Genomic DNA, 13,740 nt, shown 5'->3' with positions numbered 1-13,740 from the left:
CCGAGAATACACGGCTGCTCGAAGGTACTGGATCGATAAGTCGGAGGGCGAATCGAAAATTCCGGCGTCGTTTCCACGGCGGACGAATCGACGAAGGTGCCGTAGGAGTCGACCATCACCGCCTCGACCGCTGCTGGTTCGAACGACATACGGCGCTCTTCGATCGGCACCGGCAATATTGTGGGTGATTCACACACCGGCGCTACTTCTCGAGTCGTGCTTTCGAACTGCAGCCAACCCAGTTCATACTGTCGGACAGCAGTCAATACGAAGTCGATCGCGAATTCGCGACCGTCGACGTCGGAGACGGCCGCAGTAGCGCGGCCGGTCTTCACGTCGTTCTGTTCGACAGTATCAGTCCGACGAACGCTTTCCGGCGGCGTCGACCGTTGCCGCGTAGATCGGCAGCGCCGGGATGACGGTCTCGATCGCTCCACGGCTGAACTCCCGGAACAGGTCCCCGAGTTCCTCGGTCGCCGTCTCGTCGATCCCCCGTTTCTCGAGCGAGTCGGGATCCAGTCGCGGCGTGTAGGGCAGCGAGTCGACGTAGTCGGTCACCGCTTCTCGGCCGGCGTTCGTCGCGGTCGAAAACCCGTCGCTCTCGAGGCGCGGCTCGAGGTCGTCCCACATGGGACCCAGATAGTCGGGCCACTGAGCGAGGGTACGGTAGATGCTCGGAAGACCGTCCTCGAGCCCGTGGAAGGACTGAATGGCCGACAATGTGTCGGCCAGTTCGGCCGGCGTCTCGTCGAACGCGACCATCGTCGGCGGTCGGCCCCGATCCGCGTCGAGGTCCGCTGGAAGGGGTGCCGTCGCCGCACGAGTTCGATCGGGGTCGGTCCCGATCGGCTCGTCGTGGAGGGCTCGATCGACGAGTTCGAAGAGGACGGCGAGTCGCGGGGCGACGATATCATAGGTTGCGAGCTGACCGCGAAGCTCACCGTATTCGGCGGGTGACACCGCGAGTTCGTCGCAGCGATAGGTCGGAACGGGCTCCGTTTCTTCGACCGCCGAGAGAACGGTGTCCCGATAGGTAACCGAGAACCGGCCGAACCGAGCGGTTTCGAACGCCGGCTTCACTTGCCCCCAGGCGTAGCGGACGAACTCGGGATAGTTCGCCATCGTCGTCCGGAAGATCCAGTTGACGATCGGCGCTCTGAACGTTCGCTTGACGTCGTCGTAGAGCCCTCGTTTCCATCCCGTCGCGTCCAGTTCGTACAACTGATCGCTCGTGTCCATACTCGAGACGCGAGGCAAAGTGTGTTAAGTGTTCCCTCGCGACACCTCGCCATAACTGCCGACTCGCGTCGGTCCCTACCGAAGGTAACGGCCAGGCTCGATTCCCTTTCGTGAGACTGTCGGACAGAAGTCACTGAGAAGTCGGTCGCGAATTCGCGGCCGTCCTTGGGGATGACGGCCGCAGTAGCGCGACCGATCTTCGAATCGTTCTGACCGGCAGTATGAGTCTCTACAAACGGCGTTCTCGGCAAAAGTAACGGAGTCAGCAAAACATTAAAGCGGGCATGGTATGATTGTTCGGGTATGGGTGTGGATTACGATACCATAGTCGAGGAGTTCGAATGGGACATCCCCGAATCGTACACGGTCACGTCGACCGTCGCCGACCACGCGGCGTCGTTCGGGGACCGGGTCGCCGTTCACTTTCTGAACGAAGACGGGCATCGGGAGGAGCGAACCTACGCCGACCTTCGCGACGACATGAACCGATTTGCGAACGGGCTCGAGGAGCTCGGCGTCGGCAAGGGCGACCGCGTCATGCACCTGTTCCCGCGCCATCCGGACGCGTTCGCCATCCAGCTGGGAGCGCTCGCGACGGGCTCGCTGCTGGTTCCCTGTTCGTCGATGCTGCGTGCGAAGGACATCGAGTTCCGCTCGAACGACTGTACCGCGACGACGGTCATCGTCCACGAGTCGCTCACCGACATGGTCGAGCCGATCCTCGACGACTCGCCGCTCGAGCGCGTGATCGTCCTCGACGGCGACGAAGCCGACCTCGACGACGACCGATGGACGACGTTCCAGTCGGTGATCGACGATCAGCCGACCGAGTACGACGGTCCCGACCTCTCGGCGGAGGACCCGATGTCGATCAACTACACCAGCGGGACGACCGGCCAGCCGAAGCCGGTACTGCACAAACACCGCTGGCAGTACTGCTTCAACCGGGTCAACGGCCCGTACTGGTGGGGCGTCGACGACGACACCGATCTCGAGGAGGAGTTGTTGTGGGCGACCACCGGCACCGGCTGGGCCAAGTGGTTCTGGAGCCCGGTCGGCGTCGGCCTGACCTCCGGTGCGACGCAGCTCATCTACGACGGCGACTTCGAACCCGAAACCTTCCTCCAGATCCTCGAGGACGAGGGCGTCACCAAGCTCTGTGCCGTTCCCACCCAGTACCGGATGTTCGCTAACGCCGACCTCGAGTCCTACGACGTGCAGCTAAACAACACGCTTTCGGCGGGCGAACCGCTCAACCGCGAGCCCATCGAGCGCATCGAAGAGGCCTGGGGCGTCACGCCGCGGGACGGCTACGGCCAGACCGAGACCGTCGCGCTCGTGACGAACTATCCGGGAATCGAGGTCAAGTCCGGGAGCATGGGCAAGCCGACCCCCGGCGTCGGCGCGACGATCGTCGAAATGGACAAGGAAGAAGAGGTCGAACCCGGCGAAATCGGCGAAATTGCCGTGCCCGTCGACTCCCCGGCGATCTTCGACGGCTACTACGAGAAGCCCGAACTCGACGAACAGAAGCTGTCCGGCGAGTACTACCGAACCGGCGACCTGGCCTCCCAGGACGAAGACGGCTACTTCTTCTTCGAAGGCCGGGCCGACGACATCATCATCTCGTCGGGGTACCGCATCGGCCCCTTCGAGGTCGAAGACGCGCTCATCAGCCACGACGCCGTCGCGGAGGCCGCCGCGGTCGACAGTCCACACGACGAACGCGGCAGCGTCGTCAAGACGTACGTGATCCTCGCCGAGGGGTACGAGGGAAGCGACGAACTCAAGACCGAACTCCAGGAGTTCATGAAAGAGGAGACGGCACCCTACAAGTACCCCCGACGAATCGAGTTCGTCGACGAACTGCCCAAGACCTCGAGCGGCAAGATCCGACGGGTCGAACTGCGAGAGCAGGAAGAGGAGAAACACGCCTGATCGAACGACGCTGCAGTTCGGCGACGCCGCCGTGGCCGTGATCGATCGCTTTTTTCGATGTCAATCCGTCCAGATGAGTCCCTCGATCAGTCCGTCGTATCGCCGCGCTCGCGGATACACTCGTGGATCTCCGGGGGAAGCGGCGCCGCTTCGAACGCCTCGTCCACGAAGACGAACGACACCTCGCCGTCGGCGACGTGTTCGCCGTCCGCGACTCGAGCGATCGCAAATTCGATCGTCAGCGAGGCGGTCCCGCTGTCGACGACGGTCGTTTCGAGCGTCGCCGCGTCGCCGGCGCGAAGCGGCGAGTGAAACGATGCCGAAGCCTCGACCGCAGGGAGAAGGTAGCCCTCTTTTCGGTACGATTCCATCGGATGGTCGCCGCCGGTGGCGGGGCTGAAGTAGTCGTTCAACCCGACGATCACGAAGTGGAAGAACCGGGGGTAGTAGATGAGGCCACCCGCGTCGGTATCGCCCCAGTCGACGGTGATATCGGTCGTGTGTGCCATCGTGAGAAATCTGGTGGATGTGTGGTTGGGGTGTCAGGGTTCGAACGCGATCGTCCGCTCGTCGGTCGTTTCGGTCGGTTCGATGGTGACGGTAACTTCCCGTCCGATTTCGAGGTCGTCCTCGCCGGCGTTCCGGACGATCCCGGTCAGTCGCACCGGCCCGAACGACGCGATCGCTGTAACGTAGGGGGCATCGTCGTCGAACGCCGGCGTCGGCACGGAAACGGTAGTGTAGGTGACGATTTCTCCGGTCGGCGCCAACGGTACCGTCTCCAGTTCGCGGTCCCCGCAGTGGGGACAGACCCGCCGCGGCGGCAGCGTTCCGTGCCCGTTCGAGCACTCGGCGTAGTACCCCTCGCCGGCCTCGAGCGCATCGAGGAATTCGTCGTATCCGGTCTCCTGTGTGGCCGTCATGTCGCCACCTCCAGCACGTGGACCGTTGCACTGGCGACGGTGCCACCGGCGTTGTGTGCGAGGCCGACGGTCACGTCGTCACCGACGGCGTCGGCGCGGGGATGCGTTCCCTCGAGCAACGCCCGGATGGCCGCGACCTGGGCCGCGCCGGTCGCACCGACGGGATGGCCCTTCGCCTTCAGTCCGCCCGAGAGGTTCACTGGCAGCGCTCCGTCCCGTCGCGTCTCACCGCGGCGGGCCGCACCGATCGCTTCCCCGTGGCTGTAGAGGCCGAGTCCCTCAAGCGCGAGCACCTCCGCGATCGTAAAGCAGTCGTGGACCTCCGCGAGTCCGACGTCCGTCGGATCGATTCCGGCGTCGTCGTAGGCCTCTTCGGCGGCGTCACGCGTGGCCGGCGTCTTCGCGAGCGACCGTCGATCCTGTACGCCCATCGTATCGCCGCCGTGGCCGGAGCCCGTGATGGCGACGCCCGCGTCGAAACTGTGTTCGGCCGCGTACGCCGGCGATACCAGGACGACCGCGGCGGCACCGTCGCTGATCGGACAGGCGTCGTACAGCCCGAACGGCGACGCGATTTCGGGCGCCTCGAGGGCGTCGTCAACCGTGATCTCCTGCTGGAGGTGGGCGTGGTCGTTGACGAGCGCGTTCTCGTGATTCTTGACGGCGATGTGTGCGAGATCCGTCCGATCGCCGCCGTACTCCGCGAAGTACGCCCGCGCTAACAGCGCATAAGCCGCGGGGAAAGTTACCCCGGACCGCACCTCGAAGAGGTCGTCGGCCGCGCGGGCCAGGCCGTCGGTCGCCCCGGCCGTTCCCATGTTGCTCATCCGCTCCATGCCGCCGGCGACGACGACGTCCGACTCGCCGGTTCGAACCGCGCGAACGGCGTCGCGGATCGCCAGCCCGCTCGAGGCACACGCGCTCTCGACGCGTCTGGAGGGGGCCGTCGTGCCGAGCGCCTCTGCTGCGAGCGGTCCCTGATGGCCCTGGTTCTCCGCGAGCGTTCCGACGAAGTTGCCGTAGAATACTTCGTCGACGTCCTCGGGCGCGAGTCCGGCGTCGTCGAGTGCGGCGAGGCCGGCCTCTGCAAACATGTCTCGTCCCGTTCGATCGGGAAAGGACCCGAACGACGTCATCCCCGTTCCGCCGATAAATGCCTTCGACATTAGCTACCACGCCACTGTTGCACAGACGGGACTATATGTGTATCGAACGGGTTCCGACGAGAGTGTGGCCGACGGTCGACCGGGACGGCCGATATCCGGCGAGTCGGCACGCTTATTATCGTCGTCGGAACAGGAACTGATGATGGATCTCGAAACGATCGACCGCGTCGGTGTCGTCGGCGCGGGCACGATGGGCAGCGGTATCGCACAGGTCGCCGCCACGCAGGGCTACGACGTCGTGATGCGGGACATCGAACAGGAGTACCTCGACAGCGGCTTCGACACGATCGACGACAGCCTCGACCGACTCGTCTCGAACGAGACCCTCTCGGAGGACGAGGCAGAGGCGGTCCGCGACCGGATCGCCGGCACGACCGACCTCGAGGAGCTCGCGGACTGCGACGTCATCGTCGAAGCGGCGCTCGAGGAACTCGAGATTAAACGCGACATCTTCGAGGATCTCGACGATATCGCGGCCGAAGACGCCCTGCTGGCGACGAACACGAGCACGCTCTCGATCACGTCGATCGCCAGCGCGACCGACCGCGCGGAGTCGGTCGTCGGCCTTCACTTCATGAACCCCGTCCCGATCATGGAGGGCGTCGAGGTCGTCGTCGGCGAGAACACGGATCCGGAGATCGTCGATCTGGCCCACGAGTTCGCCGAAGACCTCGAGAAGACGACCTGGGAGTCTGACGACAAACCGGGCTTCGTCACGAACCGAATCCTCATGCCCTGGATCAACGAGGGAATCCGGGCGTTCGACGAGGGCGTCGCCACGAAAGCGGATATTGACGCGGGGATGGAACTCGGGACGAACGTGCCGATGGGGCCGCTCACGCTGGCCGATCACATCGGACTCGACATCTGTCTCCACGCCTCGGAGACGCTCCACGAGGAACTCGGCGATCGGTACAAGCCGGCCTACCTCCTCAAACGCAAAGTCGAGGCCGGCGAACTGGGGAAGAAAACGGGATCGGGCTTCTACGAGTACGACTGATTCGGTGCAGCGTCTCGAGGGCCGGAGTTGCGCGAGAACGGCGATACCCGTATAAAGTCGCCCTCCGAACGACCGCTACCGCTTCAGGTTGCGAGCGATGATCTTCTTCTGGATCTCCGACGTGCCCTCGTAGATGGTAGTGATCTTGGCGTCGCGGTAGTAGCGTTCGACGTCGAAATCCTTCGTGTAGCCGTAGCCGCCGTGGACCTGAACGGCCTCGTTGGCCACGTCGACCGCCGCCTCACTGGCGAAGTACTTCGCCATGGCCGCCGACATGGGATCGACGCCGTCGTCGTTCTTGCGCGCGGCGTCGCGGGTCAGCAGCCGGGCCGCCTGCACGTCGGTCTGCATATCCGCCAGCTTGTGAGCGATCGCCTGGTGCTCGACGATCGGCTTCCCGAACTGCTCGCGATCGTTCGCGTAGGTGATCGAGTCGTCGAGGGCCGCCTGTGCGACCCCGACGGCCTGGCTCGCGATCGCGACCCGGCCGCCGGTCAGAATCGAGAACGCGGCCTGGAGCCCCCGCCCGACCTCGGTCAGCCGGTTTTCGGCCGGAATGCGGACGTCGTCGAAGAGCAGCGTCGTTGTGTCGCTCGCCCGCAGCCCCAGTTTGTCCTCCTTTTTGCCGACCTCGAGTCCGTCGACGTCTTTCGGAATCAGAAACTGGGTCACGGTGTCGGGGTCGTCCCGATCGGTTTTGGCGAACAGGATGACGACGCCCGCCCGCTCGCCGTTGGTGATCCACTGTTTTTTCCCGTTGATGACGTACTCGTCACCGTCTCGAGTCGCCTCGGCCGTCATCTCGGCCGGGTTCGAGCCGGCGTCGGGTTCGGAGAGGGCGAACGCGCCGACCGGCCGTCCGGAGACCATTTCCGAGAGCCACTCGTCTTTGTGGGCTTCGGAACCGAACTGGCGGATACACGAGGTCGCGAGACAGTGGACCGACAGGGCCGTGGCGACGGCGAGATGCCCGTAGGCGAGTTCTTCGTTGACGAGGCTGTAGGTGACCGTATCGACGTCGAGGCCGCCGTACTCCTCCGGGACGGTGAGTCCGGTGAGGTCGAGTTCTGCGAGGCCATCCCAGACGTCTTCCGGAAACTCCTGATTGTCGTCGGCCTCGCGAACGTCGGCCCCGACCTCGTTCGCGACGAACTCCTGTACCGTGTTTTGGATGAGTTCTTGTTCGTCTGTTAGCTCCATGCCGGAGTATTGGGGAGGAACCTACTAAAGTGTGTGATCCGCCGACGGACGGCCCGCGACGGTGCGTCGGGTGAGTCATCGAAAGGCATCACCGTCGGGACGGGATTTTCGTTTCCGGTCCCGTTCGCGTCCCATTCCGAAGAACGGTACCGTCCGGACAGCACTCGTCGCCAGCGACGATAACAGTTAACCAATATCGTCACGAACCGACGGCGCACATGGACTACGACAATCTGTCCGTCGAACGCGACGACGGCGTCGCGACGGTGACCCTCGAGAGCACGGCCGGCCGAAACGCACTCTCCCTCGAGATGGCGAACGAACTGGTCTCGGTGGCGACGACGCTGGGCGAGGACCCGGCGGTCCGATGTATCGTACTGACCCACGCCGGCGATTTCTTCGGCGCCGGTGCCGACCTCTCGCAGTTTTCCGGCGACGAATCGGACGCGCCGATTCTGCGGGAACTGGCCGGGCGGGCCCACGAGGCCGTCGTCCAGTTCCAGCAGGCCGAGACGCCGGTCGTCGGCGGCGTCAACGGGATCGCCGCCGGAATCGGCTTCAGCCTCGCGCTTATGCCCGACTTACTCGTGCTCGGCGAGGACGCGACGCTGAAGTTCGCCTACCCGGGAATCGGGCTGACCGGCGACGGCGGCTCGACGTTCTTCCTGCCCCGACTCGTCGGGCTCCGACGGGCGAAAGAGATCGTCCTCCGCGACGAGGCGATCGGACCCGACATGGCCGTGGAGATGGGGCTCGCCACCGAGGTCGCCCCCACGGGCGAGTTCGACGAGCGACTCGAGTCGGTCGCCGCCGACCTCGCGTCCGGCCCGACCCGCGCGCTGGGTACCGCCACACGCCTGCTGACCGAGAGCTACGGACGAAGCCTCGAGTCGCAGTTGGCCGCCGAGGTGGACGCCATCTCCGGAGCCACCCACACGGAAGACTACGAACGCGGTCTCGAAGCGTTCTTTGGCGACGGCGATCCTGACTTCGTCGGCCGGTAGCGAAGACGTGCCGCGGAATGATTTATCAAATAGAGTCCCAAAGGGAAAGGCATGCATCTCGGACTGGTAATCCCGCGAATTGGCACGCACGATCCGACCGATCTCGCTATCAGCGCGGAGTCACAGGGGTACGACTCCGTCTGGATGGGGGAGCTCTGGGGGACGAGTTCTGTCGTCAAACTCTCGGAGATCGCCGCGGTGACCGACGACGTCGAGATCGGGACCGCCATCGTCAACGTCTTTTCGCGGACGCCCGCCGTCCTCGCGATGACCGCGGCGACGCTCGACCGCGTCTCGGACGGCCGTACGACCCTGGGCGTCGGGACGAGTACGCCGACGGCGATCGAGAACGTTCACGGGATGGCGTTCGAGCAACCGGTCCGTCGCTCTCATGAGACCATCGAGGTCGTCCAGAACATCCTGACGGGCGACGAACCGGTCGACTACGACGGCGAGCTGATCAGCGTCGACGGCGTGCCGCCGGTAAACAGGGACGTGTCGGTCTATCACGCGGCGCTCGGACAGGCCAACCGTCGCGTCGTTGGCCGCCTCTGTGACGGGTGGATCCCGCACAATATCCCGTTCTCCGAACTCGACGACGCGTTCGAGGTCATCGAGCGCACGGCCCGCGAGGCCGACCGCGACCCGAACGAGATCACGATCGCTCCGTACGTCCCTGCGGCGGTGAGCGACGACGCCGACGAGGCGTACGACGCCGTCCGCGGCCACATCGCCTACTACGCCGGTAGCGCAGACGGCTATCGGAACGCCGTCGGAATGCTGTTTCCGGACCGAGCAGAGCGGATCGCCGACGCGTGGCAGGCGGGTGACCGCGGGGAAGCCACCGGCCACGTGACCGACGAGATGGTCCACGAACTCGGCGTTGCGGGCACGCCGGAAGCGGCGCGGGACCGACTTCGCGACCTCGTCTCCGAGACGGCCATCGATCGGCCGCTGCTGACGATTCCGGAACAGGCCGCCGACGATCTGGCCGAGGGGACGATCGAGGCACTCGCCCCGGTCTCGGACTCGTAACCGGCCAGCTCACACGTAGTCCAGGTTCACCTGCGTAACGTTCGCCGCCCGCTTTGCGACGTCGGCGATCTCGTTTCGACGCGACTCGTCGATTCGACTCTGTGGTCCGCAGACACAGATCGCCCCGCGTATCCGATCGCTCTTGTCGAGGATCGGCGCTGCGATACAGACCATGCCCGCGATCCGTTCCCCTTCGTCGATCGCGTACCCCTGGCGCCGAATCTGCTCGAGTTGTTCGAACAGAATCTCGGGATCGGTGATGGTCCGGGACGTCACCGCGACGAGCCCGTGCTGAGCGATAAGTTCGTCGACGCGGTCGTCGGCCATGTGGGCGAGCATCGCCTTCCCCGGCGCCGTTGCGTGCAGCGGCATTCGGGCGCCCGGATACGCGAACAGGTTGATGGCGTCCGGCCCTTCTTGCACGGTGAGGATCACCGCCTGATCCGCCTCTTCGATCATCAGCGTCGCGTGTTCGCCCGTCTCTTCAGCGACGGTCTCGAGTTCGTCACGGACCGCTTTGAACACCTCCAGGCGATGGCGCTGGCGGTGGCCGACCTCGAGGAACCGCGTCGTCGTCTGGTACTCCTTGTCCGTGACGGTCACGTACCCCGTCTCGACGAGTGCCTGCAGATAGTCGTGGACCGTACTCACGGGCATCTCGAGACGGTCCGCCAGTTCGGAGACGCTTCCCCCGCCGTTTTCCGCGAGTTCGTCCACGATCCTGAACGCCCGTCCGACCGACTGGTTCGATGTCCCCGCCATTTCTCGTACCCACAATCTCCACCCACAGAAAACTTTCGACTATCTCGGATGGGTTTTCGAGCTGTCGCGGTCCCGTCTCTTCGAACTCACTGTGGGTTCCGTGACACATTCCAGACAAGACCTCGAAAATAGGCGACAAGGTGTCCAAAAAGCGTGGATTTGCACTTCAATGTGATATGGTAACAAGATCCTACTGAGACGGTGGCGTTCCGAGAGAGTCGAATGGCCTTCAAGGAGTTGTATTGTTTTAATTGCTACTTATCTCGCTTCTCTCGCAGAGAGAAGAGACAGTCTTGGATTACCCGCACGGAGAAAATTCGATAACTCGCTTCGGAATGCGGGCGGAATTTCTGACGACACGTCGAACTTCGGTTCCGACCTCTTCGGAAAAGTTTTCGCGTATATTAGACCGGGTATTTCCCGAAATGAGACGTCACAACGGTATCAAGCCAGACATGGCGGGTACTCCTTCCTTCCGACTCTCTCGGATATTCCTTGAATCACGACTACCTCGATGAGTAGTGTGTTACATACATACGAATGTAATAGTTTGGCTATCGTGAAAACGAACGCGTCGAAGGGATCCGATCAGATGTTCGTGATCACGTCGTGGTCGCCCTCGATCGCCTGCGCGTCCTCGTCCAGCAACGCCACGACGAGATACGGCACGTACGACTCGAAGTACTCGACGACCGTCGCGATCCGCTCGGAGTCGATTGCCTCGAGGGAGTCGAGCAGCATGAACGGAACCGTCTCGTAGACGTCGTGTACGAGATAGCCCGCCAGCGCGAAGACGAGCCCGGTCACTTCCCGTTCGCTCTCGCTCAGGTGGTCGATCGTATCCTCGTAGGCCGCGCCGTCAGCCGTGCTGCGGACGATCTTGAGATCGAACGACGAGCGCGAGACTTTTCGACGACCTTCGCGAACTTCGCGGCTGGTCCGATCGATCCAGATCCGGTCGAGATTGTCGTACTCCAGCGTCTCGAGCAAGTTTTCCATGTGCTCGTTGAACGCCTCGACGGCGTCCGCTTCGATCTGATCGATCCGTGTGCGGAGATCCGTCAGTTCGTCGGTAGCGTCCTCGCGGCGGGCCTCGAGATCCCCGCGTTCGCGGAGCCGGTCCTCGATCGAGGCGATTTCGTCCTCGATCTCGTCGCGTTTGCGCTCCTTGCGCTCGAGTTCGAACTCGAGTTGATTGACCTCCTTGTGCTGATCGAGAACACCGCTGTAATCCTCGGTTTCGAGTTCGTCGATCTCCGTTTCGAGCTCGTCGATTTCGTCGGTCAGCGCCTCCCGGTCCGTCGTCAACTCGTCGACGCGGTCGTTTCGGCGGTCGATCTCGTCGTCGATCGAGTCGAGACGCCGCTGGGTCTGCTGGTACTCGGTACGGTTCTCGTTGATGTTCGAAAGCGTTTCTCTCCGCTCGTCGAGTTCGGAGCTGAGTTCGGATCGCTCTTCGAGGCGCTCCTGGCGAACGCTTCGAAGCTGGTCGACGGTCGTTTCGATCTGGTCTCGAGCGACCGACGAACCGCACGTCCAGCAGGTGACCGTCTCGCCGTCCTCCAGCAACTGGTCCGTGACGGGTCCGTCCCCGCCGTTCGCCTCGGTGTTTGCGAGAACCGAATCCGGCTCGTCGAGAAGTTGCTCGTTGAACTGGATGGTGCTCTGTAGCTGTGAGATCTCTTCGGAGAGATCAGCCTTTTCGTCCTGGAGCGCGTCGATTTCGGCTTCGAGGCGGCTAATCTCCGTTTCATCGCCCGTCGAGAGCGACTCGAGTTGTTCCTGAACCTCCTCCCGTTCGGTCTCGAGTGCCTCGATACTCTCGCGTTCGGTTTCGATCCGATCGCGAGTGCGCTCGAGTTCGGAGCGTGTGCTGCGTAACTCCTCGAGTTTCGTCTCGAGTTCGGACTGTTCCTCCCGTCGCTCTTCGACGTCGACGTTCGTTTCCTCGAGTTCGGCCTGCGCCTCCTCGAGATCGGCCTGTAGCGTCTCGATTTCGTCGGTTACCGTCGTTCGCTTCGCCTCGAGGTCGGGCAGGCGCTGCTCGAGGTCGTCCAGTTCGTCGAGCTGGTCGTCGATCCGTTGTTTTCGTTGCTCGTACTCTTCGATTTCGGCCTGGATCGCGTTGGTATCGACCGGCCGCATAATCAGTTCGCGGAGGTCGTCGCCGCGAGCGACCGCCCGTCGCGCTTCGTTCGATTCGAGCAAGAACGCGAAGAGGTCGGCGAGTTCCGGGTCCTCGAGATAGGGGTCGCCGTCGGTCGTGATCGTGCCGTTTCGACGCTGCAGGTATCGTCGGTAGGTATCGTCGCCGAACTCGAGCGTCGCAGTTCCCTCGTCGGCGTCGGCCTTGAGACTTACCTGATCGCTGCCGAGTGCCGCCATAATCGCCTGCAGCAGCGATGTTCGATTGGTCGCATTCCGACCCGAGAGAACGTTTATGCCCTGCCGGAAGGAGACTTCCGCATCGTCGATACCCCCGATATTGTCAACGGAAAGGGTCGCTTGCCCCGGAACTTCTCGTTTCTTCGTATCTAATCCACTTTCCATGGACCACCATACCGCCTCCTTATACATAGGCATTGCCACTTCATCTGCACACACATCCGGCCGGAAAAATTCACAGAGACGGGACACAAACCTATCTGTAGTTCTCGTCTGAGCAGTCTCCCACGTAGCACCGTCAGTTGCCAGTACACGGCCGTTTGAAGCCGTATAGTCGCTTTTAGCAGTCGTCGTTCAATCCCCTCATATTGGCCTCAAGAAACACTTCGATCGTTTCAACTACTGGTCTCACAGTCACACGACTGCTCCTCGAGCAGATCTCTGACCGTGTACTCCTGGAAACAGTCCTCGCAGGTCACCGTAACCGAGACGGCGACGTTGAACTCGCCGATATCGAGAATGTCGTTGCGCTCGAGTTGGTCGACCGTGTCCGTCGTGACCGCCGCCGTCCGGTTCTGGAGCGCCCCGAGTTTCTCCGCGCTTCGCTCGAGTCGTTCCTCGTCGCTCGGCGTTTCGAGTGCCGTGTCGAGACAGTCCGTCAGGTGATTGTACACCGTCTGATGGGAGATGAAATCCGACTCGACCTGTTCGATCGGGACGCCGTCTCGCTCGAGTTCGTTTCGCGTCTGAACCTGCGTCCCGCTGCTGACGTCGTCGTCGGTCAGGAGTCGGTACGTGTTCTCCACTTCGCCCTCCTTCGGCGGGAGGTCAGCGTCCTCGAGTGCCGTCTCGAGGACGCGCTGATTGACGTGTGTCGCGAGTTCCCGCGTGCTGTACTGTTCGTCGCCGGCGCCGGTCCAGTACGCGATCAGATCGCCGTCGAGACCGACGAGATCGTACTCCGCGGTAATGCGCCCGAGTTTGCACCCGCATTGTGTGCTCGAGTCGGCTGATTGGTTTTGATCTGTCACTAGTTCCCCGTTGTCGCTGATCTATAAAAAGCGTTCGGATCCAAAAACTGTTTACAG

General features: G+C 63.0%; 12 protein-coding genes. 4 read left to right on the top strand and 8 right to left on the bottom strand.

The features are described from left to right. Positions 1 to 354: 354 nt before the first annotated feature. The gene (locus GS429_RS00530; protein ID WP_160061668.1) at positions 355 to 1,239 is read right to left on the bottom strand and encodes a halocarboxylic acid dehydrogenase DehI family protein; all 885 of its coding nucleotides are present in this window, start codon (positions 1,237 to 1,239) and stop codon (positions 355 to 357) included. Between the two features lie 303 nt (positions 1,240 to 1,542). On the opposite strand from GS429_RS00530, the gene GS429_RS00525 reads away from it, so the two are divergent. Then, positions 1,543 to 3,177: an acetate--CoA ligase gene (locus GS429_RS00525; protein WP_160061666.1), complete on the top strand. Its 1,635-nt coding sequence runs from the start codon at positions 1,543 to 1,545 to the stop codon at positions 3,175 to 3,177. Between the two features lie 86 nt (positions 3,178 to 3,263). On the opposite strand, the gene GS429_RS00520 is transcribed toward GS429_RS00525, so the two are convergent. From GS429_RS00520 to GS429_RS00510, 3 genes are read right to left on the bottom strand one after another with little or no spacing between them, the layout of a single operon-like run. Beyond that, positions 3,264 to 3,686: an acyl-CoA thioesterase gene (locus GS429_RS00520; RefSeq protein WP_160061664.1), complete on the bottom strand. Its 423-nt coding sequence runs from the start codon at positions 3,684 to 3,686 to the stop codon at positions 3,264 to 3,266. 33 nt (positions 3,687 to 3,719) lie between these two features. After that, positions 3,720 to 4,100, bottom strand: a complete 381-nt coding sequence (locus tag GS429_RS00515) for a Zn-ribbon domain-containing OB-fold protein (RefSeq protein ID WP_160061662.1) — start codon at positions 4,098 to 4,100, stop codon at positions 3,720 to 3,722. After that, positions 4,097 to 5,266: a thiolase C-terminal domain-containing protein gene (locus GS429_RS00510; RefSeq protein ID WP_160061660.1), complete on the bottom strand. Its 1,170-nt coding sequence runs from the start codon at positions 5,264 to 5,266 to the stop codon at positions 4,097 to 4,099. The genes GS429_RS00515 and GS429_RS00510 overlap by 4 nt, the downstream gene beginning before the upstream one ends. A 142-nt stretch (positions 5,267 to 5,408) precedes the next feature. On the opposite strand from GS429_RS00510, the gene GS429_RS00505 reads away from it, so the two are divergent. Further along, positions 5,409 to 6,266, top strand: coding sequence for a 3-hydroxyacyl-CoA dehydrogenase family protein (locus GS429_RS00505; RefSeq protein ID WP_160061658.1), 858 nt, complete (start codon positions 5,409 to 5,411; stop codon positions 6,264 to 6,266). Between the two features lie 75 nt (positions 6,267 to 6,341). Here GS429_RS00505 and GS429_RS00500 read toward each other — a convergent pair whose 3' ends face one another. Beyond that, positions 6,342 to 7,466, bottom strand: coding sequence for an acyl-CoA dehydrogenase family protein (locus GS429_RS00500; RefSeq protein ID WP_160061656.1), 1,125 nt, complete (start codon positions 7,464 to 7,466; stop codon positions 6,342 to 6,344). A gap of 218 nt (positions 7,467 to 7,684) precedes the next feature. On the opposite strand from GS429_RS00500, the gene GS429_RS00495 reads away from it, so the two are divergent. Beyond that, positions 7,685 to 8,470, top strand: coding sequence for an enoyl-CoA hydratase/isomerase family protein (locus GS429_RS00495; RefSeq protein ID WP_160061654.1), 786 nt, complete (start codon positions 7,685 to 7,687; stop codon positions 8,468 to 8,470). A 51-nt stretch (positions 8,471 to 8,521) separates the two neighbouring features. Further along, positions 8,522 to 9,505, top strand: a complete 984-nt coding sequence (locus GS429_RS00490) for an LLM class flavin-dependent oxidoreductase (RefSeq protein ID WP_160061652.1) — start codon at positions 8,522 to 8,524, stop codon at positions 9,503 to 9,505. Between the two features lie 9 nt (positions 9,506 to 9,514). Here GS429_RS00490 and GS429_RS00485 read toward each other — a convergent pair whose 3' ends face one another. The 3 genes from GS429_RS00485 to rdfA all read right to left on the bottom strand — a co-directional run bounded on the left by GS429_RS00485 (position 9,515) and on the right by rdfA (position 13,683). Next, positions 9,515 to 10,267, bottom strand: coding sequence for an IclR family transcriptional regulator (locus tag GS429_RS00485; RefSeq protein WP_160061650.1), 753 nt, complete (start codon positions 10,265 to 10,267; stop codon positions 9,515 to 9,517). Between the two features lie 588 nt (positions 10,268 to 10,855). After that, positions 10,856 to 12,817: an archaea-specific SMC-related protein gene (locus GS429_RS00480; protein ID WP_160061648.1), complete on the bottom strand. Its 1,962-nt coding sequence runs from the start codon at positions 12,815 to 12,817 to the stop codon at positions 10,856 to 10,858. A gap of 230 nt (positions 12,818 to 13,047) precedes the next feature. Further along, positions 13,048 to 13,683: a rod-determining factor RdfA gene (gene rdfA, locus GS429_RS00475; RefSeq protein ID WP_328821171.1), complete on the bottom strand. Its 636-nt coding sequence runs from the start codon at positions 13,681 to 13,683 to the stop codon at positions 13,048 to 13,050. Between the last annotated feature and the right edge of the window lie 57 nt (positions 13,684 to 13,740).

It is taken from the genome of Natronorubrum halalkaliphilum (assembly GCF_009834785.1).
Lineage (GTDB): Archaea > Halobacteriota > Halobacteria > Halobacteriales > Natrialbaceae > Natronorubrum > Natronorubrum halalkaliphilum.
The sequence above is the reverse complement of the archived record's forward strand: the minus strand, read 5'-3'. Positions and strand labels throughout refer to the sequence as shown.

Excerpts from the sequence above, each read along its gene's own strand:
- GS429_RS00510 (WP_160061660.1), bottom strand. The coding sequence starts at position 5,266 with ATGTCGAAGGCATTTATCGGCGGAACGGGGATGACGTCGTTCGGGTCC.
- GS429_RS00530 (WP_160061668.1), bottom strand. The coding sequence starts at position 1,239 with ATGGACACGAGCGATCAGTTGTACGAACTGGACGCGACGGGATGGAAA.
- GS429_RS00490 (WP_160061652.1), top strand. The coding sequence starts at position 8,522 with ATGCATCTCGGACTGGTAATCCCGCGAATTGGCACGCACGATCCGACC.
- GS429_RS00495 (WP_160061654.1), top strand. The coding sequence starts at position 7,685 with ATGGACTACGACAATCTGTCCGTCGAACGCGACGACGGCGTCGCGACG.
- GS429_RS00480 (WP_160061648.1), bottom strand. The coding sequence starts at position 12,817 with ATGGAAAGTGGATTAGATACGAAGAAACGAGAAGTTCCGGGGCAAGCG.
- GS429_RS00515 (WP_160061662.1), bottom strand. The coding sequence starts at position 4,100 with ATGACGGCCACACAGGAGACCGGATACGACGAATTCCTCGATGCGCTC.
- GS429_RS00500 (WP_160061656.1), bottom strand. The coding sequence starts at position 7,466 with ATGGAGCTAACAGACGAACAAGAACTCATCCAAAACACGGTACAGGAG.
- GS429_RS00520 (WP_160061664.1), bottom strand. The coding sequence starts at position 3,686 with ATGGCACACACGACCGATATCACCGTCGACTGGGGCGATACCGACGCG.
- GS429_RS00525 (WP_160061666.1), top strand. The coding sequence starts at position 1,543 with ATGGGTGTGGATTACGATACCATAGTCGAGGAGTTCGAATGGGACATC.
- GS429_RS00505 (WP_160061658.1), top strand. The coding sequence starts at position 5,409 with ATGGATCTCGAAACGATCGACCGCGTCGGTGTCGTCGGCGCGGGCACG.
- GS429_RS00485 (WP_160061650.1), bottom strand. The coding sequence starts at position 10,267 with ATGGCGGGGACATCGAACCAGTCGGTCGGACGGGCGTTCAGGATCGTG.